This window comes from Mycolicibacterium chitae (assembly GCF_900637205.1).
Lineage (GTDB): Bacteria > Actinomycetota > Actinomycetes > Mycobacteriales > Mycobacteriaceae > Mycobacterium > Mycobacterium chitae.
This window is the reverse complement of sequence record NZ_LR134355.1, coordinates 2530612-2548381: the sequence shown is the minus strand read 5'-3', so window position 1 is coordinate 2548381 and position 17770 is coordinate 2530612. Positions and strand designations below refer to the sequence as shown.

The 17770-nt window shown below is 67.0% G+C and carries 20 protein-coding genes; 13 read left to right on the top strand and 7 right to left on the bottom strand.

The genetic code is table 11. From position 1 onward, the window contains the following. Window positions 1–111 precede the first annotated feature (111 nt). The 3 genes from EL338_RS11995 to EL338_RS11985 all read right to left on the bottom strand — a co-directional run bounded on the left by EL338_RS11995 (window position 112) and on the right by EL338_RS11985 (window position 1643). Complete coding sequence (locus tag EL338_RS11995) at window positions 112–540, bottom strand: type II toxin-antitoxin system VapC family toxin (protein WP_126333956.1); 429 nt, start codon at window positions 538–540, stop codon at window positions 112–114. Further along, window positions 537–782, bottom strand: coding sequence for a FitA-like ribbon-helix-helix domain-containing protein (locus tag EL338_RS11990; protein WP_126333955.1), 246 nt, complete (start codon window positions 780–782; stop codon window positions 537–539). Before EL338_RS11990 ends, EL338_RS11995 begins: the two co-directional genes overlap by 4 nt. 114 nt (window positions 783–896) lie before the next feature. Continuing rightward, window positions 897–1643, bottom strand: a complete 747-nt coding sequence (locus EL338_RS11985) for a DUF4304 domain-containing protein (protein ID WP_220096886.1) — start codon at window positions 1641–1643, stop codon at window positions 897–899. A gap of 19 nt (window positions 1644–1662) precedes the next feature. On the opposite strand from EL338_RS11985, the gene EL338_RS11980 reads away from it, so the two are divergent. Further along, window positions 1663–2913: an IS256 family transposase gene (locus EL338_RS11980; protein ID WP_126333954.1), complete on the top strand. Its 1251-nt coding sequence runs from the start codon at window positions 1663–1665 to the stop codon at window positions 2911–2913. Window positions 2914–2933: 20 nt separating this feature from the next. Here EL338_RS11980 and EL338_RS26775 read toward each other — a convergent pair whose 3' ends face one another. Then, the gene (locus EL338_RS26775; protein WP_258538482.1) at window positions 2934–3062 is read right to left on the bottom strand and encodes a hypothetical protein; all 129 of its coding nucleotides are present in this window, start codon (window positions 3060–3062) and stop codon (window positions 2934–2936) included. A 104-nt stretch (window positions 3063–3166) separates the two neighbouring features. Further along, a complete protein-coding gene (locus EL338_RS11975) occupies window positions 3167–4276 on the bottom strand; it encodes an oxygenase MpaB family protein (RefSeq protein ID WP_126333953.1) in 1110 nt (369 codons plus the stop codon). Between the two features lie 141 nt (window positions 4277–4417). Here EL338_RS11975 and EL338_RS26150 point away from each other — a divergent pair, with 141 nt between their 5' ends. Continuing rightward, on the top strand, window positions 4418–4570 hold the full coding sequence (locus EL338_RS26150) for a hypothetical protein (protein WP_170217439.1): 153 nt from the start codon (window positions 4418–4420) through the stop codon (window positions 4568–4570). Between the two features lie 89 nt (window positions 4571–4659). Here EL338_RS26150 and EL338_RS11970 read toward each other — a convergent pair whose 3' ends face one another. Further along, a complete protein-coding gene (locus EL338_RS11970; RefSeq protein ID WP_126333952.1) occupies window positions 4660–5262 on the bottom strand; it encodes a TetR/AcrR family transcriptional regulator in 603 nt (200 codons plus the stop codon). Window positions 5263–5365: 103 nt separating this feature from the next. Here EL338_RS11970 and EL338_RS11965 point away from each other — a divergent pair, with 103 nt between their 5' ends. The 3 genes from EL338_RS11965 (at window position 5366) to EL338_RS11955 (ending at window position 10014) form a co-directional block, all read left to right on the top strand. Continuing rightward, a complete protein-coding gene (locus EL338_RS11965; RefSeq protein WP_235666510.1) occupies window positions 5366–7093 on the top strand; it encodes a thiamine pyrophosphate-binding protein in 1728 nt (575 codons plus the stop codon). Continuing rightward, a complete protein-coding gene (locus EL338_RS11960) occupies window positions 7090–8226 on the top strand; it encodes a zinc-binding dehydrogenase (RefSeq protein WP_126333950.1) in 1137 nt (378 codons plus the stop codon). The genes EL338_RS11965 and EL338_RS11960 overlap by 4 nt, the downstream gene beginning before the upstream one ends. Window positions 8227–8310: 84 nt before the next feature. Beyond that, window positions 8311–10014, top strand: a complete 1704-nt coding sequence (locus EL338_RS11955) for a GMC family oxidoreductase (protein WP_126333949.1) — start codon at window positions 8311–8313, stop codon at window positions 10012–10014. On the opposite strand, the gene EL338_RS11950 is transcribed toward EL338_RS11955, so the two are convergent. Beyond that, a complete protein-coding gene (locus EL338_RS11950) occupies window positions 9983–10591 on the bottom strand; it encodes an LGFP repeat-containing protein (RefSeq protein WP_126333948.1) in 609 nt (202 codons plus the stop codon). The two genes, EL338_RS11955 and EL338_RS11950, sit on opposite strands and share 32 nt — an antisense overlap. 171 nt (window positions 10592–10762) lie before the next feature. Here EL338_RS11950 and EL338_RS11945 point away from each other — a divergent pair, with 171 nt between their 5' ends. The 8 genes from EL338_RS11945 (at window position 10763) to EL338_RS11910 (ending at window position 17391) form a co-directional block, all read left to right on the top strand. After that, window positions 10763–11605, top strand: coding sequence for an SH3-like domain-containing protein (locus EL338_RS11945; protein WP_179967196.1), 843 nt, complete (start codon window positions 10763–10765; stop codon window positions 11603–11605). 47 nt (window positions 11606–11652) lie between these two features. After that, complete coding sequence (gene scnC / locus EL338_RS11940) at window positions 11653–12360, top strand: thiocyanate hydrolase subunit gamma (protein WP_126333947.1); 708 nt, start codon at window positions 11653–11655, stop codon at window positions 12358–12360. Continuing rightward, entirely contained in the window at window positions 12357–12704 is a 348-nt protein-coding gene (locus EL338_RS11935; RefSeq protein WP_126333946.1) for an SH3-like domain-containing protein, read from the top strand. Before scnC ends, EL338_RS11935 begins: the two co-directional genes overlap by 4 nt. Window positions 12705–12830: 126 nt before the next feature. Then, window positions 12831–13805: an ABC transporter substrate-binding protein gene (locus EL338_RS11930; RefSeq protein ID WP_126333945.1), complete on the top strand. Its 975-nt coding sequence runs from the start codon at window positions 12831–12833 to the stop codon at window positions 13803–13805. Then, the gene (locus EL338_RS11925) at window positions 13802–14671 is read left to right on the top strand and encodes an ABC transporter permease (RefSeq protein ID WP_163792137.1); all 870 of its coding nucleotides are present in this window, start codon (window positions 13802–13804) and stop codon (window positions 14669–14671) included. Before EL338_RS11930 ends, EL338_RS11925 begins: the two co-directional genes overlap by 4 nt. Further along, window positions 14668–15405 (top strand): ABC transporter ATP-binding protein, encoded by a 738-nt coding sequence (locus tag EL338_RS11920; protein ID WP_126333943.1) that lies wholly within the window; start codon window positions 14668–14670, stop codon window positions 15403–15405. Before EL338_RS11925 ends, EL338_RS11920 begins: the two co-directional genes overlap by 4 nt. After that, window positions 15389–16987: an FAD-binding protein gene (locus EL338_RS11915; protein WP_126333942.1), complete on the top strand. Its 1599-nt coding sequence runs from the start codon at window positions 15389–15391 to the stop codon at window positions 16985–16987. Before EL338_RS11920 ends, EL338_RS11915 begins: the two co-directional genes overlap by 17 nt. Continuing rightward, on the top strand, window positions 16984–17391 hold the full coding sequence (locus EL338_RS11910; RefSeq protein WP_126333941.1) for a 4Fe-4S dicluster domain-containing protein: 408 nt from the start codon (window positions 16984–16986) through the stop codon (window positions 17389–17391). Before EL338_RS11915 ends, EL338_RS11910 begins: the two co-directional genes overlap by 4 nt. The last annotated feature ends 379 nt before the right edge of the window (window positions 17392–17770 follow it).

The following is a 17770-nucleotide window of genomic DNA, read 5'->3' as shown; positions in this document are numbered from 1 at the left end:
CGGCCGTCGGTACGAGCGAGCGCAGCACCATCCCGGGTGCTGGGGGGAAGCCCAGCAACTAGTCGGCCGTATCGACCGGCGGCCCAACGGTTCTCACCCCCGGCCGAGCAGTTACGGCGTTGCCGAATCCCACGGGTTGATGAGTTCGACCCCGGTGCCGGCGAAGTCACTGACGTTGCGCGTCGCAAGCCCGACGTTCCAGTTGCGGCAGATTGCGGCGATCTGTCCGTCGGCAAAACTGATCTGACGCCCACTACGCTCCCGATCGGCGACTATATCCGCATAGTGAGTTGCGGCGAGCGCGTCGAACGGCAAGATCCTGTCCCGGAAATCCTCCGCCAGCAGTCCTTCCATCTTTGCGCGAAGCTCACCCCTACGACGCCCGTCCGGCAAGCGGGCAACGCCATACATCAGCTCGGCTGCCGTCACAGCCGTCAGCAGGAGGTCGGACACATCCAGACTGTCGACCCAATTAGCGACATCAGAGTCCGGAGCCGGGCGCATCAACTCCGAGACGACGTTGGTGTCCAAGACGATCATTCGTCAAGGACCGCAGGACGTGGACGCTCCGTCCGGTCGGGCAGATCAAGCTCCACGCCCCCGGTTCCCGAGAAGCGTTGCCGAATCCGTGTCGCCATCCCAGGGCCGCCAACTGGGCGCTCCAATGCTGCGCGCAAGATCTCGCGCACTTCCGCTTCCATCGAACGGCCGTGCTCCGCTGCGCGAACACGCAGGGCTGCTTTGAGGTTGTCGTCGAAATCACGAATCGTCAAGGTCGCCATCAAGTCACCCCCTCACCCACTGCTTGCAATGCAGTCAATGCTAGCAGATTGCGATGCTTTGCTTGATTTCCTGTCCAAGAAACTCCGTGAACAGCCCTCTGGCGACCGCCGCCCTCACGAAAGCTCGCGCTTGTCACTGCCCTGAAGCGGGTCGAGCAGTCCTTGCTTCTGCAGGTCCGGCGCCCAGCTCCCGACAGCCGAACCGATGTCACGGCTGAAGATCGACCAACGGTCTTGATGCCCGAAGCATTCGCGCAACCTTGTCACGTATTCAGTCAGTGTGTCGATGTCACCGACTGCGGCCAGGTATCGGCAGGTCCTCTCGTATTCGATCAGCAAGTTGTTGTCGACCGCGTATCGCACCAACTGCTTCGTGGTGCTTATCCGCTCCATCTCAGCCAGCACCAGATCAAAGCCCTCGCAAAGAGCGGCGGTGAATTGCCGCATGTGCGTACGACGGTCAAAACGCACCGCGTACGGTAGATCGGGAACCAAATGCTCCCAACGACGTTGCAGGAGCGAGCCTTTGAGCGGATGCCCGCTACGCTCGTCGCCCTGGCACGCGGTGTCGACCTCGGCCGAGCCGATGCCGACGTTGACGAAGAATCCATGCCACGATTTCGTGCCGTTGTACCAATCTGCTTGAAGCTCGATGACGTCGTAGAGTCCCCCCCCGCGCTCCCGAATGAAGTTGGAGTCAGAAGATATCTCGAAGCCGCGGGTGCACAGGAAAGGGCCGGGTAAGTCCCCTGGGGTGGTGGGGTTTCGGAGCTGAGGACGACCCGGGCCCGGGTGTGTCGGTGAAGGCTTTCGGGCGGGCCATCGCGTAGTGGTCAGTGAGTTACCTACCAAGTGACTCAAGCAAAGGACGCACCACGCGATGACCCAGGACCATTCTGCCTTGCTCGCCCAGCTCGATGCACTCAAGTCCGCTGATGCTGGGGCGGTGTTCGCCGAGCTGATCCGCGCCGGGCTGCAGGCGTTGATCGAGGCCGAGGCCACCGAGACCATCGGGGCCGGACGCTACCAACGCAGCGGCGAACGCAGCACGCACCGCAACGGGCATCGGCCCAAGACGGTATCGACGACCTCCGGCGATATCGAGGTCAAGATCCCCAAACTGCGGGCCGGCTCCTTCTTCCCCTCGCTGCTGGAACGGCGCCGTCGCATCGACAAGGCCCTGCATGCGGTGATCATGGAGGCCTACGTCCATGGCGTGTCGACCCGCAGCGTCGATGACCTGGTCGCCGCACTCGGGGTTGGATCCGGGGTCTCCAAATCGGAGGTCTCGCGCGTCTGCGCCGGCCTCGACCGCGAGATCGAGGCTTTCCGTACCCGCAGCCTGACCCACACCACGTTCCCGTACGTCTTCTGCGACGCCACCTTCTGCAAAGTCCGCGTCGGCGCCCACGTGGTCTCTCACGCGTTGGTGGTGGCCACCGGAGTCTCGATCGACGGGACCCGTGAGGTGCTGGGCACCGCGGTCGGTGACAGCGAGTCTTTCGAGTTCTGGCGGGAGTTTCTGGCCTCGCTCAAGGCCCGCGGCCTTTCCGGGGTGCACCTGGTGATCTCTGATGCCCACGCCGGGTTGAAAGCCGCCGTGGCCCAGCAGTTCACCGGGTCGTCCTGGCAGCGCTGCCGGGTCCATTTCATGCGCAACCTGCATGGCGCGGTGGCCGCCAAACACGCCCCGGCGGTCACCGCGGCGGTCAAGACGATCTTCGCCCACACCGACCCCGCTGATGTGGCTGCGCAGTGGGATCAGGTCGCTGACACGCTCTCGGGCAGTTTTCCGAAGGTGGCCGCGATGATGGATGAGGCGAAAGCCGACGTGCTGGCCTTTACCGCGTTCCCGCGCACCCACTGGCAGAAGATCTGGTCGAACAATCCCATCGAGCGGCTCAACAAGGAGATCAAACGCCGTGCCGATGTCGTGGAGATCTTCCCCAACCCCGCCGCGTTCCTACGGCTGGCCACCGCGGTGGTCATCGAGGCCCACGACGAATGGCAGGTCACCCGCCGCTACCTGTCCGAGGTGTCCATGGCTGAGCTGCGCAAAGTCATCGACGCAAAACACGCCGCCGCCCACCCAGTGACCGAACCGGTTTCCTCACAACGCCAAATCGCCTAGCATTCACCACGACTCGTTGATCACCACGCGTGAACCCACGCCGATCCGAAGTCCACCACCCCAAGGGGCACTATCAAAGGGCCGACATCGTCGGAAATCATGTCTTCATAAGCCCGTTGCAGTGCACCGCTGACCGTTCCCTCGTCCATGACCAAAGGCTAAATCGCCGACGCCGTCGGACCGTGCAAGAAGATGGCTGCCTGTGGATAGAGGTGGTGTACGCGCCGGGTGAGGACGGCGGCATCCTCCCGTACTAGCCGGAGGCCGCACCGATGTTCGGCTCCCCCGCCGGCGCATCGGCTCGAACCGCGCGCCGTGCCCGGCTGTCCCGGAGCGCCTGCTGGGCGGAGTCCAGGGTGATGTTGCGCGGGTGGATTCCTTCCCGCGCAAACCCTTTCGCCGCGATCGGCAGGTACCCGAGCTTCGGCGGAAGGACGCGCTCGAGCACCGCATCGACCCGCCGATACATCCGCGTGAAGCGGCGCAGCATCTCGTCGTCTTCGGGCGTCCACTCCAATCCGAACAGCTCCTGCACATGGCGCGGGAAGCTGTTGACGACGACTTGCCGTCGTCCCACCACCCAGGGCCACACGAGCTTCTTCATGGCCGCAGGCCACCAGCGCGGCGCCAGACGTCGCTCCACGAACTGTTCCAGCATCAGCTGCGTGACCTGCGAGTTGACCAGGTGGTGACGCTCGACGTTCGCCAGGTACCGCTCGAAATCCGCGTAGGTGTCCGGCTGCGGACTGTCGTCCACTCCCCAAATGCTGTACCACTCCTTGGATTCCTCGAAGATCTGCTCCTTCATGGCCCGCGGCATGGCCCCGTCGAAGTAGAGCTGCTCGGCGACCACGATCAGCAGGTGATAGAAGAAGGTGACGTGCGCAAAGTAGAAGGTTTCGGCGTTCAGAGCGTGATACGTACCGTCTTGTAGAGAGCCCTTGATGGGCTTGTGCATATTGCGGGTTTTCAGCCCGTACTTCTTCGCTTCCTCCGCGGCCTCGTACACGGCCCCGTAGATGTACTCGCGAGATCGCTGCCGTCGCGCCTTGGAGATCTTCGCGCGTGCCCGGAAGGAATTGTCGCCGGTGAAGAGGACCGACCCCGAGGTCGCCTGGCCCATCTGCGGCCACGCCCCCGCGATGGGACCTATCACCCCGCTGCCGAAGAACATCACGTCGAGACGGCCCCAGTACTTCCACGTCAGGGAATCGGCCGGAATCGGGTGTTGACAAAGGTCTTGCCGCGACAAACTGTCATCGCCGGTGTATTCGGACACTGTGGCGTCGTCCGGGATCACCGACTCAGGATCGAAGGTCGCCTGCATGATCTTCTTGAGTGCCCTGAGACCCCGGACCGCCATATCGAACTCCTCGCGTCTGTCTGCATCAGACAACCACGGCCGACGGGCCCACGTACCCGGCTTGGCCAACCCGAAGCACGTCGTGGCCATCCATTTCGGGTGCCCCGCCCCAAACCGTCGGCCGCAGGCGGACAATGACGTATGGCCACTGCACTCTGGATCATCGTTGCCATACTCGCCATCGGCACTGTCGTCGGCGGGCTGATGCGGATGCGGGCCTGGCTGCGGAAGCCGGCCCCGCCCGAAATCATCGAGGCCGCGCGCAGGCGAGAGGAGGAAGCGGAAGACGACTGACACGGGACCTCGCACGACGGGGTGCGTCAGAACTCGGTTCTGATACTGCTGCCAATTCCATACGGCGACTGGGTAATTCGGCATCCCGCCTAACTCTGTTGAAGCCCGGTCAACATCAGGTCGACGGTGTGCACCATCGCGGCGCGCAGCTCCATGTCGGGGGTATCGAACCAGTTCGCTACGCAACCGGCCAGCACCGTGACCACCATGGTCGCGATGAACTGCGCACCCAGCTGCTGTCCGCGCAACTGACCGTTGCGCTGCCCCTCGGCCACGATCTCGGCCACCAGGGCGATCAGTTCCGGGTGCAGGGTCTCGCCACCGACCGGCGTCTCGGGCCGGTTGAGCATGTCGAAGGCCATCGCGCGCATGGCTGCGCTGCTGTCCGCCCAGGCGTCCGCCACGACCGCCCCGACCGTTCGCAACCGTTGCGGGGCCGAGCCCGCACCCGCGTCGACCTCTGTACGCACCCGATCGGCGAGGCGCCGGTTGAACTCGAGCAGCAACGCGCCCTTGGCGCCGTAGAACCGGAAGAACGTGGCACGACCGATCTCCGCGCGCTCGCAGATGTCTTCAACCGTCACCTCCGCGTAGGCGCGCTCCTCGAAAAGTTCCATGGCGGCCTCGTAGATGACCGCACGCGTACGTTTCCGCTTGCGTTCCCGCAACGACGGTCCTGCCGCATCCTCCATGGCCGCAGTGTAGCGACCGCACACCCTTGACAGATATCAACGTCTCAATTGATACTTGAGTATCACATCACTGTGATGTGCGCCGTAGGAAGGTCTCATTGTGATGGTCAATGGAGGCGAACTGCTCGCCCGTTCCCTGGAGTCCGCCGGCGTGACGGACATCTTCGCGCTGCACGGCGGGCACCTCGACTCGTTCTGGGCGGCGTGCGCGGGATCCAACCTGCGCCTGGTCGATACGCGGCACGAGGCCGCGGCGGGTAATGCCGCCGACGGCTACGCCCGGACCACCGGTCGACTCGGCGTCGCCGTCGTGACGTCCGGTCCCGGATTCGCGAACGGCTTCGCCGCGCTACCCAACGCGCTGGCCGACGGGGTGCCGATGCTGATGATCGCCAGTGCTCCCCCGCTGCGTGAACTGGAGACCAACGAGATGCAGGGCGGTCTGGACCAGGTGGCCGCGGCCGCGCCGGTCACCAAGTGGGCGCACCGTGTGGTCACCACCGAACGCATCCCCGACCTGGTGGCGTTGGCCATCCGCAAGGCGCTGACGGGCCGGCCCGGCCCGGTGTTCTTGGAGATTCCGATCGACGTGCTCGTCACCCCGGTCGACGATGCCGCCGTGCGCGTCGGTGGCGTGGCCGTCGTCGATGACCGGCCCGCGCCGTCCCCGACCGCGGTTGCCGACGCCCTCGAACAACTGCGGACCGCGCAGCGGCCGGCCATCGTCATCGGCGGCGGCACGCTGTGGTCGGATTGCGGCGACGAACTCGCCAAGTTCGCCGACCACACCGGGATTCCGGTCTTCGCCAACAATCGCGCCGCCGGCGTCTTGCCCGCCGAGCACCGCTGCAACGCCTGGGCCGTCGACAACCTCGCCGTGCTGGCCATGGCCGTCACGCCCGGCCCCGACGTGGTGATGCTGTTGGGCGCCCGAACGGGTCTACTCACGGGTGGTCGCGCCAATTCGATGGTCCCGGCCGATGCCACCGTCATCCAAGTAGATTTGGACGCAAGCGAATTCGGCCGTCTGCGCCCTGTCGAGGTGCCCGTGGTGGCCGACTGCCGCGAGTTCCTCCGGAGTCTGCTCGACGCGGACACGCAGTGGCCGGACCGCAGCGAATGGCTCACGCAGGCCACCTCGGCGCAAGCCATGGTGGATGAGCTCTACGCCGCGGTGCCAACGGTCGATGACGGGCGCCTGCACCCGTATCACGCGGGTCGCGAATCCGTGAAGGCCGCGGGGCCAGGATCGGTGCTGGTCCTCGACGGCGGCGAAGCCCCACTGTGGGCAGGGATGAGTCTGTCCGCGGCGGCGCCGCACCGTGCACTCAACCTCGGCTACATGGGCTATCTCGGTATCGGCCAGGGGTTCGCGATAGGCGCGCAGATCGCCGAGCCCGAGCGACGCGTGCTGCAACTCACCGGTGACGGCGCGTACGGGTTCCACATCCAGGAACTCGACACCATGGTCCGCCACGGCCTGCCGATTGTCACGGTGGTGTTGAACAACGCCTGCTGGGGTATGTCGATCCACGGCCAAGAGGCGGTCTACGGCGCGGGCAGCGACGTGATCACGCGCCTGGCCGACACCGATTACCACGAGGTGGCAAAGGCTTTCGGCGGCTATGGCGAAAAGGTCACCGAACTCGAGGAGATCGCTCCGGCGATCGAGCGCGCATTCGCCTCCGGGAAGCCGGCCTGCATCAACGTCGCGGTATCCGGCGCGGCCGTACATCCACTGACCACGATGATGCTAGGCGACCTCGACGTCGAAGACGCCGTGGTCGTGCCGTACTACGAGAGCATCCCGATCCCGGGCGCCCGCGGATGAAGGCGGTCAGTTGCCGGGAGGCGACGCTGTCGGTGATCGACCTCCCGGCGCCGCATCCGGCGCCGGGGCAGCTACTGTTGAACGTGTTGCGGTGCGGGATCTGCGGTTCGGATCTGCATGCCAAGGATCATGCCCACGAGTTGGCCGAGGTGATGACGGCCGTCGGGGTCACGGACGCGGTGGCCCCCGACAAGTCGGTGGTCTTCGGTCACGAGTTCTGCGGCGAGGTGGCCGAACGGGGCCGGGGCGCGACCAGACGGTTCAAGACCGGCACCACAGTCGTGTCGTTCCCGCTGCTGCGCGCGGGCGACGGCGTGCACCTGACCGGGCTGTCCCCGGCCGCACCCGGCGCGTACGCCGAGCAGGTGCTGGCCGAGGCCGCGATGAGTTTTGTGGTGCCCAACGGGCTGGCTCCCGACATCGCCGCACTGACCGAGCCCATGGCTGTGGCGCTGCACGCCGTGCGGCGCAGCGACATCACCCGCCGCGACACCGCCGTTGTGATCGGCTGCGGCCCTGTGGGTCTGGCGATCATCTGCCATCTCAAGGCCCAGGGTGTCGAGACGATCGTCGCCAGCGACCTGTCCCCAGGACGACGGGAGTTGGCTCGACGGTGCGGTGCCTCGCTGGTCATCGATCCGGCGGAGGACTCACCGTATGCGGCGGCGCCGGGCCTGACCTCGGGCACCGACCTCTATGAGATGGGCATGAGCACGATGGAGAAGCTGCGCCGGATCCCCGGTTGGGTACCGCTGTACCGCATTGCCGAGAAACTGGGTGCCACCGCGCCCAAACGCCCGGTGATCTTCGAGTGCGTCGGTAACCCGGGCATGATCGACTCGATCCTGGCTGCGGCGCCGTTCAACTCGCGCGTCGTCGTCGCCGGAGTGTGCATGGGCACCGACCGGTTGCGGCCGACGTTGGCGAACGCCAAGGAAATCGACCTGCGATTCGTCTTCGCCTACACGCCCCTGGAGTTCCGCGACACCCTGCACCTACTGGCCGACGGCAAGGTCGACGCCTCGCCCCTGATCACCGACACCGTAGGTCTGCAGGACGTGGCCGCCGTGTTCTCAGCGCTGGGCTCCCCCGGCGATCAGGCCAAGGTGCTGATCGACCCGTCCCGGCGCTAATCCGGCCGGCTGCACCAGCGCGGCATGCGCAGTCATCGAGCACCCTTGCGCCCGCCCGCGGCGCCGTTGAGGAACACTGCTGGCATGAGCGTCGCCGAGTTCGACTTTGTCATCGTGGGAGCGGGCAGCGCGGGGTGCCTGCTGGCCAATCGGCTCAGCGCCAATCCCGACCACCGGGTGCTGTTGGTCGAGGCGGGCGGCAAAGACGACTGGTTCTGGATCAAGGTGCCGGTCGGCTATCTGTACACCATCGCCAACCCCCGCACCGACTGGTGCTTTGCGACCGAGGCCGATCCGGGCCTGGCCGGCCGCAGCATTCACTACGCGCGGGGCCGCGTGCTCGGCGGCTGCTCATCGATCAACGCCATGATCCACATGCGCGGGCAGGCAAGCGATTACGAATTGTGGGCCCAGGCCACCGGTGACGATCGATGGCTGTGGGACGGTCCCGGCCAGACCCTGGCCATCTACAAGGAATTGGAAGACTACTTCGGCGGGGCCGACGAGTGGCACGGCGCGGCTGGGGAGATTCCCGTCGAGCGGCCCCGGGTGCGGTGGAAGATCCTGGACGCCTGGCAGGCCGCGGCCGCCCAGACCGGCATCGCCCCCATCGAGGAGTTCAACCGGGGTGACAACGCCGGCAGCGCGTACTTTCACGTCAACCAGCGGCGCGGCCGTCGCTGGTCGATGGCCGACGCGTTCCTGCATCCCATCGCCCACCGACCCAATCTCACGGTCTACACCCAAACCCAGGCGCTGCGGCTGCTGATGGACGACCAGGCCCGCGACGATCAGCGCCGCGGCGCCTGGACCACGGCCGCCCACCGCGCCTCCGGGGTGCGCCTGCTCAAGGACGGTCGCACTGTCGATGTCCACGCCCGCCGCGAGGTGATCCTGACCGCCGGAGCCATCGGTTCGCCGCATCTCATGCAGGTCTCGGGCCTGGGCCCGGCCGGGCTGCTCGCCCAGCATCAGGTGCCGATCACCGTGGACCTCCCCGGGGTCGGTGAGAACCTCCAGGACCACCTGCAGTTGCGGACGATCTACCGCGTGGGCGGCGCGCGGACCGTCAACACGCTGTACCGCAACTGGATCACCCGTGGCGGCATGGGCCTGCAATACCTGCTGATGCGATCGGGCCCCCTGACCATGCCGCCGTCGACGCTGGGGGCCTTCGCCAAGAGCGACCCCGCGCTGGCCAGTCCTGATCTGGAGTGGCACGTGCAGCCGCTGTCGTTGCCGAAGTTCGGCGAACCGCTGGATCGGTTCGCGGCCATCACCCCCTCGGTCTGCAACCTGCGGCCCAGCTCGCGTGGCCACGTGCGCCTGGCCGACGCGGACCCGCTGACCAACCCGAAGATCCTGTGCAACTACCTGTCCACGGACAGCGACCGTCAGATCGCCGTGCGGGGCTTGCGGATGACCCGGCAGATCATGGCGGCACCGGCCATGGCGCGGCACCGCCCCGAGGAGCTGCTTCCCGGCCCGCAACTGGTGAGCGACGAAGATCTGCGACAGGCGGCCAGCGAACTGGGTACCACCATCTTCCACCCGGTGGGCACCTGCGCGATGGGAGCCTTTGACGCACACGGCCTTCCGCGTTCGGCCGACACCGTGCTCGACACCGAGTGCCGCGTGCACCGCGTCGCCGGCCTGCGCGTCGCCGATGCTTCGGCGATGCCCACCATCACGTCCGGCAACACCAACGCACCGGTCATGCTCATCGCCGAGCGTGCTGCCCGGGCGATCCTGGGCTCTACAGCCCGGACGGCACGACCTTGCCGTTGACCGTCACCGCGACGTGGCCGGTCTTCGGGTCGAACGCGACCTGACCGTGGTCGAAGTTCTGCACCAGCAGATCGCCGACGGCGTGCTCGTCGCTGGTCGGGGCACCCAGCGGGCCCATTGAGCCGTTGTCGCCGAGGTCGTCAGGAACGCCATCCGCGTCACGTTCGACATTCCACGCCTCGCGGATCTTGCCCCAGGTGATGTAGCCAGGCGTGCCCGCCTCGCCGTTCACCGCGGTGATCACCCCACCCTGGAACTGCTGGAACAACACACCGCGCTCCCGTGCTCCCGCGTTGCGATCACCCGTCAGCGGCTTGCCGAGGGCTTGCTTCTGCTCTTCGGTTGCCGACGCGTACTTGGCGGCGATCGGACCGGTCAGGGTCACCTCGACGTCGCGCTCCCCGATGAGCTTCACCTCGGTGGGCTGATCCGGGGCTTCCTCAACAGTGGTGGACACCAACCCGACCTGCGGCGGCGCCGACGCGTCGACGTTCTCGCCGGTGCTGCAGCTCGCGGTGATCAGCGCGGCGGCCGCCAGGCCGACGACTGCCTTGTGGCGGTATGCGGTCGCCCTCATGGGTTTCCTCTCGCGTGTTCCGGTATTCGGGGCTGGATCGATGCCCACCCGGGCCGGACTATAACCGAAGGAGCCCATGACTCGGGGAACAGCCAATCTGCGCAGGTTTCCTGCAGGCAGGCCATCGCCTGGTTATTCTGACGGCATTCGGACCTATCCAGGGGGTCAGCAATGCCACCAGTCGACGAACGACTCCGACGGCTGGCGCTGATCTCCAGACTCGCCGCGACCTTTCCGGAAGATCCGGAGTGGCCGTTTGCCGACCAGCTGAGCAGCGAGCACTTCTGGGCCTACCTGAAGAATGCCCACGACGTCGGTGGCGAGTTGGACGTGCCGGCGGTCTACGAGAACAAGGAAGAAGAGCACTGGGAGCTGATGACCTATGTGCTCTGCGAAGTCCTTGGTTGGCAAGGGATCTGGGTGTCCGAGGAGCGGCGTCGGCTGGCCAACGTGGATGTGGGGCGATCGATCTACCTGGGGTGGCCCTACTACAGCCGCTGGCTGTGGTCCGTCGGCCGCCTGCTCATCGAGAAGAAGCACCTCAGCTGGGGTGAGCTGACCGACCGCCTCGCCGAGGTCCAGCAGCGCTACGCCGATCTGCCGTCGGGCTCGCACCTGGACGCCCAACCCAAGTTCCAGGGTGACGGCGCCGACGTCGTCCGCAACAAGCACCATCTCCGCGCGCAAGGTATCGGCGACCCGCAGGTGTTCGCCGGGGAGGCCGGTCCGGCCCGGTTCAACGTCGGTGATCCGGTGGTCGTGCGTGATCTGCCGGCGATGTTCTACACCCGGACACCCGAATACGTGCGCGGCGCGGCCGGGGTCATCGCCGACCTGGCCTACGAGAGTCCGGCTCCCGAAGACGAGACGTGGGACCGCGAGGACGCCAAGCCCGAGTGGTTCTACATCGTCCGGTTCAAACAGACCGAGCTGTGGGGCGATTCCTACACCGGCCCCTCGAACGACACCCTGCAGACCGAGATTCCCGAGCGGTGGCTGGCCCCGGCTGGCTGACGGCAACTCATCCCTTCACCGAACCACGACAGCCGCAAGGGAGTTCGATGTCCCACGACCATGATCATGGCCACGATCACGACCGCACCGTCAAGCCGATGGTCGACGAGATCACCGACTTCGAAGTGCTCGAGATCGCCCTGCGCGAATTGTGCATCGAAAAGGGTCTGTTCACCGCCGAGCAACACCGGCACTTCACCGAGTTCGCCGAGAACATCGGGCCCACTCCGGCGGCGCAGCTCGTCGCGAAGGCTTGGCTGGACCCGGAGTTCAAGGCGCTGGCGCTGACCGATCCGATCACCGCATGCAAGGAAGTCGGGGTCGACTGGCTGGCCCCCACCGGATTCGGCACGCCCAGCGACTTCGTCGCCCTGAAGATCCTCGAGGACACCGCCACGGTGCACCACGTCATCGTCTGTGCCCTGTGTTCGTGTTATCCGCGACCGCTGCTGGGCAATTCGCCGGAGTGGTATCGGACCCCGAACTACCGGCGGCGCATTGTGCGCTGGCCGCGGCAGGTGCTCTCCGAATTCGGGCTGCAGTTGCCGGCGGGCGTCGAGGTGCGCGTCGAGGACTCCAATCAGAAGCACCGTTTCATGGTGATGCCGATGCGTCCGGACGGCACCGACGGGTGGAGCGAGGAGCAACTCGCCGAGATCCTCACCCGGGACTGCCTGATCGGCGTCGCATTGCCCACGCCCGGGGTGACGACCAACGTCATCACCGCCACTCACCCGGCCGCCAACCCGATATGAACCCCGACGACCCTATCGGGATGCTCGCGGAGATTGCCGCGTCGGACCAGACCTGGCCGGCCATGGCCGCCAAATACGGTGTCGACAACGACCTTCCGCCGTGGAAGACCAGTCTCGACGGCCTCACCGACGCCCTGGACCATGCCGCGTGCACTGAGGGCACACTGACCTTCAAAGAGCGACGCGACGACGAGGACGCCCTGGCGGCCACGCACTACCGGAACCTCCCCTATCCGGAGAACCAGCTGATGGCGCTGGCGCATTCGTTGATCTCCCGCGGTGTCGTCGACGAGGACCAGCTGCGCGAACGGCTCGCGGTCATCCGCGCGAGGTTGGAGTCCTAACCGCCCTGGCACTGCGGTCCCCGCCGACATTTCCAGTCAGGCCGATTCCAACCATGGTCTGCGGCGGCGCCACGGCATCTACTTGGGGTCATCCGTGCTCATCGGCAACCCCCCGGAGGCCCCTTCATGTTCCGCCACTTAGTGCGCACCGCCCTGACGCTTGCTGTCCTCGGTTCGGCCGTCGCCTGTGGCGGCGGCGGTGACGGCGGTGACGGCGGTGACCCGGGCGGCTACACGCTGCGCATCGGCGCCACCTCCACGACCGGCACCCCCGCCGGGTCGCTGGGCTGGGGCGACAAGGAGGGCATCCTCGCCGAAGAACTCAAGGCGGCCGGCGTCGGCAAGATCGAGTACGCGTTCTTCCAGTCCGGCAGCGATGTCGCGTCCGCGTTGATCGCCGGTGCCGTCGACGTCGCGGCCATTGGCGACAACCCGGCGCTGCGGGCCCGCAGCAGGGACCCGAAAGTGGTGCTGCTGGCCCTTGATTCGATCAACAGCGATGTGTGGCTGGTGGGCGCCAAGGGCGGACCGACCGATATCGAGGGTCTGGTGGGCAAGGCGGTGACCGCGCCGCAGGGCACGGTCCGCGATCGCTCGGCCCGACAGCTCATCGACGCGGCCGGACTCACCGACCAGATCCAGGTGCGGGACGTGCCCACGCCGGAGTCGATCGCCGGCCTGAGCTCGGGCGAGATCGCCGCCACCTCGGTGAGCGGAGCCAGCGCTTTCGAACTGCAGCACAAGGGCTTCCCGCTCATCGACAGCCTGTCCAACCACGGCCTGGGCTACGCCGGCGCGACCATCGGTCTGGCTCCGTTCCTCGAGCAGCACCCCGGCTTCGCCGAGGCCTGGGCCACGGCCGTCACCGCGGTCAACCGTGACATCCAGGACAACTTCGACGCGTACACGGACTGGGTCGCCAAGACCGACGGCACCGACGTCGAATTCGTCCGGGAGGCGATCGGTCCCGAGGAGTTCAACACCGAACCGTTCCCGAAGGACGGCGTCGACCAGCTGCAGGCCGCCTACGAGTTCCTCGTGGCCGACGGGTCCCTGGAGAATCAGTTCGACGTGCGTGAGTGGGCCGGAGCGCGGTCGTGACCGCCGTCGCCGCGCAGCAACGTCGCGAGGCTCCCGCCCCAGAGTTGGTCGATGTCATCGTCGACAACGGCCGCCGACGCGGTCTCTGGGCGCGGATCCCGCGTCCGGTCCGCCGGATGGCAAGCCCGCTGTTGATCCTGGCCGCCTGGGGCATCGGCTCGGCCACCGGACTGCTCAACGAGGACCTCTTCCCGCCGCCGTCGGACGTGGCCGTCACCGCCTGGCAGCTGCTGACCGAAGGCCAACTCGCCCTGCACGTGGGCACCTCGACCACCCGGGTGCTGATCGGCACCGTCCTGGGCGTCACCCTGGGGGTGGTGCTGGCGGTCCTGGCCGGACTGACCCGCACGGGTGAGGACCTGCTCGACTGGAGCATGCAGATCCTCAAGGCCGTCCCGAACTTCGCGCTCACTCCGCTGCTGATCATCTGGATGGGCATCGGCGAGGGGCCGAAGATCGTGCTCATCACCCTGGGCGTCGCGATCGCGATCTACATCAACACCTATTCCGGCATCCGCGGCGTGGACCAGCAACTGGTGGAGATGGCGCAGACCCTCGAGGCGCGGCGCTCCACGCTGATCACGCAGGTGATCCTGCCCGGCGCGATGCCGAACTTCCTCATCGGTCTGCGCCTTGGGCTTTCCAGCGCCTGGTTGAGCCTGATCTTCGCCGAGATGATCAACACCACCGAGGGCATCGGGTATCTGATGTCGCGCGCTCAGACCAATCTGCAGTTCGACGTCTCGCTGCTGGTGATCGTCATCTACGCGGTGCTCGGTATCGTCTCCTATGCGCTGGTGCGCCTGCTCGAGCGGCTGCTGTTGTCCTGGCGCAACGGATTTACCGGTTTCGAGGGCACGGTATGACCGCTGCGGTGGTCAAGGCCCGCGGGCTGAGTCGCGCCTTCGGCGAGCAGCAGGTCCTCGACGGTCTCGATCTGGACATCGCCGACGGTGAATTCGTCGCCATGCTGGGCCGTTCCGGTTCGGGCAAGAGCACCCTGTTGCGGATTCTGGCCGGCCTGGACAAGCAGGCCGACGGCTCGGTGATCGTGCCGCGCTCGCGCGCGGTGGTCTTCCAGAATCCACGCCTGCTCCCCTGGCGCCGCGCGCTGGCCAACGTCATCTTCGCCCTGCCCGATGCCGGCCCGGACACGCCTAGCCGGGCCGCCCGCGGACAGGCCGCACTCGACGAGGTCGGGTTGTCCGACAAGGCGAAATCGTGGCCGCTGGCGCTGTCCGGCGGTGAGGCCCAACGTGTTTCGCTGGCGCGGGCCTTGGTCCGCGAACCCGACCTGCTGTTGCTCGACGAGCCGTTCGGCGCGTTGGATGCGCTCACTCGACTCAAGATGTACCGCCTGCTGCACGAGCTGTGGGCTCGTCGGCACATGGCGGTCCTGCACGTCACCCACGACGTCGACGAGGCGATCCTGCTCGCCGACCGCGTGGTGGTCCTCTCCGACGGAAAGGTGTCGCTGGATCGCCGCGTCGATCTGCCGTTCCCGCGCAGCCGCGGCGACGACGGTTTCGACGACCTGCGCCGCGTATTGCTCGCCGAACTTGGTGTACGGGAGGAGGTCGGTCATGACCGCAGCCGGTGACGTCGACACCCATCACACCGACGTCCTGGTGATCGGCGGCGGTCCGGCGGCCACCTGGGCCGCGATAGCCGCCACTGAGGCCGGCAGCCGAGTCACGCTGGTGGACAAGGGGTATTGCGGGACCAGCGGCGCGACCGCCGCCGGCGGTAACAATCTCTGGCTGATCCCGCCCGGTCGCCGCCGCGACGAATCGCTGCGGGAACGTGAGGCTGCCGCAGGCGGACTCACCGACGCCGAGTGGATGGCGCGGGTGCTGTCCACGTCGTGGGACCGCATCGACCAACTCGCCGGCTGGGGCTACCCGTTCCCCGTCGGCGACGACGGCCGACAACTCCGCATCAGCCTGCAGGGGCCGGAGTACATGCGTCGGATGCGGCGCAAGGCCCACCGCAGCGGCGTGCGGATCCTGGACCACCATCCGGCCACCGCGCTGACCACTGACGACGAAGGAATTGTCAACGGCGCGACCGGAATCGCCCGGCAGGACGGTGGCCGCCCATGGCGCATCGGTGCCGGTGCGGTGGTGTTGGCCACCGGGGGTACCGCATTCCTGTCCGGGTCGTTCGGCACCAACGTCGACACCGGCGACGGCTACCTGATGGCCGCCGAGGTGGGCGCCCACCTGTCCGGCATGGAGTTCTGTACCGCCTATGCGCTGGCACCGGAATGGGGCGTTCACACCAAGGGCCGCATGCTGCAGTGGGCCAGCTTCTACGACGAACATGGCCGGCCGCTACCCACCCAACTCGGGCTGGCCGGACGCAAGGACGCACAGCGGGCGTTGGCCCGCGGCCAACGGGTCTTCGCCCGGTTGGACCGGGCCCCCGAACACATCCGCCAGATCATGCGCGATGCCCAGCCGAACTACTTCCTGCCGTTGGACAAGGCCGGCATCGATCCATTCGTCACCGCCTATCCGCTGCGCATGGTCTACGAGGGCTCGGTGCGCGGCACCGGCGGTCTACGGCTCACCGGATCCGACTGCGCGACCACCGTTCCCGGGTTGTTCGCCGCCGGCGATGCGGCCACCAGGGAGCTGATCACCGGTTCGATCAGCGGCGGCGGCAGCCACAACGGATCGTGGGCCATCGCGTCGGGATCGTTTGCCGGGCGCGGCGCCGCGGAGTACAGCCGTCGGCGCGTGGCCGGCCCGGTGGTCGCCCCGCACCGGGTGGGGCTGCGACCCGGGCCGCGCGATGCCCCGACCGTCGATGAGGTGGTGCGCGCCGCGCAGGACCACATCCTGCCGCCGCAACGCAGCCACCTCAAGTCCGGCGACAGGCTCACCGAGTCCGCCGCAGCGCTCGAGAAGTTGTGGCGCGACATCGCCGACGGGTTGGCCCGGGTGCCGGCGCGCGACGCCTACAAGCCGCGGCAGGCGATCGCGCTGGTCGCGGCGGCGCGGTGGATCACCGCAGCGTCGCTGGCGCGCACCGAGACCCGCGGGATTCATCGGCGCGAGGACCTTCCCGACGTCGACCACCGGTTGACCCACCGGCTACTGGTCGGCGGGCTGGACGCGGTGTGGACCGCCGCCGACTCTGTTCTGCCGCAGCTGATCTCGTCGGAGGCCGTGGCGTGATCGAGATCGTCAGCGCCACCGCCTGCATCGCGTGCGACGTGTGCATCAAGGTCTGCCCCACCGATGTGTTCGACCGCGGCGCGGACGGCATCCCGGTCATCGCCCGGCAGTCGGACTGCCAGACCTGCTTCATGTGCGAGGCCTACTGCCCCGTCGATGCGCTCTACGTCTCCCCCGTCTCGGCGCCGGCCGGGCCGGACAACCCGCACACCGACGAGGATGCCGTCGCCGGTCACGGGTTGCTCGGCGGCTACCGCGAGATGGTCGGCTGGGGCCGCGGGCGAACCTCAGGGGCCCTCAAGGATCGCAATCCGTTGCTCAAGGCTGTTCCGCCCTTACCGGAATCTCGACTCCCGGCGCCGGCGCCGCTGGCGACAACGCCCTGGAATCACCGGAGCGACTGACGCGCGGGTGAAGTGCGGTTGCCCGTCCCTGGGAAGGCCTCGCCCACTGCCCTGGCAACGCCATCGAGGTTGCTATCGCTTGCGGAATCGCACTCCCTTGCACTAATTTGGCATTCGCCCGAGTTCAACAGGACACGACGCCACATCAGCGGGACACAGACACCTCCGGGCTGGTAGACGACCGTCGTTGCCACCGGAGGAACCGCACACCACATGCACTATTGGGCGACAAGCACTGGCCACGCGTTGGCCGCAACCCTGCGCATCACCGAAAGCGAATTCAGCACGACCCAAGACGGCGGGCGCTGATGACCCGCCGCAACCACAGCACCACGCCACCCACGCTCCTACGAACCCCGCCGCAAAGAATTAGCCGAGC

Bases quoted from the DNA above. Each gene is read 5' to 3' on its own strand.
- scnC (WP_126333947.1), top strand. From the start codon at position 11,653: ATGTCCCACGACCATGATCATGGCCACGATCACGACCGCACCGTCAAG.
- EL338_RS11970 (WP_126333952.1), bottom strand. From the start codon at position 5,262: ATGGAGGATGCGGCAGGACCGTCGTTGCGGGAACGCAAGCGGAAACGT.
- EL338_RS11980 (WP_126333954.1), top strand. From the start codon at position 1,663: ATGACCCAGGACCATTCTGCCTTGCTCGCCCAGCTCGATGCACTCAAG.
- EL338_RS11935 (WP_126333946.1), top strand. From the start codon at position 12,357: ATGAACCCCGACGACCCTATCGGGATGCTCGCGGAGATTGCCGCGTCG.
- EL338_RS11960 (WP_126333950.1), top strand. From the start codon at position 7,090: ATGAAGGCGGTCAGTTGCCGGGAGGCGACGCTGTCGGTGATCGACCTC.
- EL338_RS11955 (WP_126333949.1), top strand. From the start codon at position 8,311: ATGAGCGTCGCCGAGTTCGACTTTGTCATCGTGGGAGCGGGCAGCGCG.
- EL338_RS11930 (WP_126333945.1), top strand. From the start codon at position 12,831: ATGTTCCGCCACTTAGTGCGCACCGCCCTGACGCTTGCTGTCCTCGGT.
- EL338_RS11945 (WP_179967196.1), top strand. From the start codon at position 10,763: ATGCCACCAGTCGACGAACGACTCCGACGGCTGGCGCTGATCTCCAGA.
- EL338_RS11915 (WP_126333942.1), top strand. From the start codon at position 15,389: ATGACCGCAGCCGGTGACGTCGACACCCATCACACCGACGTCCTGGTG.
- EL338_RS26150 (WP_170217439.1), top strand. From the start codon at position 4,418: ATGGCCACTGCACTCTGGATCATCGTTGCCATACTCGCCATCGGCACT.
- EL338_RS11975 (WP_126333953.1), bottom strand. From the start codon at position 4,276: ATGGCGGTCCGGGGTCTCAGGGCACTCAAGAAGATCATGCAGGCGACC.
- EL338_RS26775 (WP_258538482.1), bottom strand. From the start codon at position 3,062: ATGGACGAGGGAACGGTCAGCGGTGCACTGCAACGGGCTTATGAAGAC.
- EL338_RS11990 (WP_126333955.1), bottom strand. From the start codon at position 782: ATGGCGACCTTGACGATTCGTGATTTCGACGACAACCTCAAAGCAGCC.
- EL338_RS11920 (WP_126333943.1), top strand. From the start codon at position 14,668: ATGACCGCTGCGGTGGTCAAGGCCCGCGGGCTGAGTCGCGCCTTCGGC.
- EL338_RS11995 (WP_126333956.1), bottom strand. From the start codon at position 540: ATGATCGTCTTGGACACCAACGTCGTCTCGGAGTTGATGCGCCCGGCT.
- EL338_RS11950 (WP_126333948.1), bottom strand. From the start codon at position 10,591: ATGAGGGCGACCGCATACCGCCACAAGGCAGTCGTCGGCCTGGCGGCC.
- EL338_RS11965 (WP_235666510.1), top strand. From the start codon at position 5,366: ATGGTCAATGGAGGCGAACTGCTCGCCCGTTCCCTGGAGTCCGCCGGC.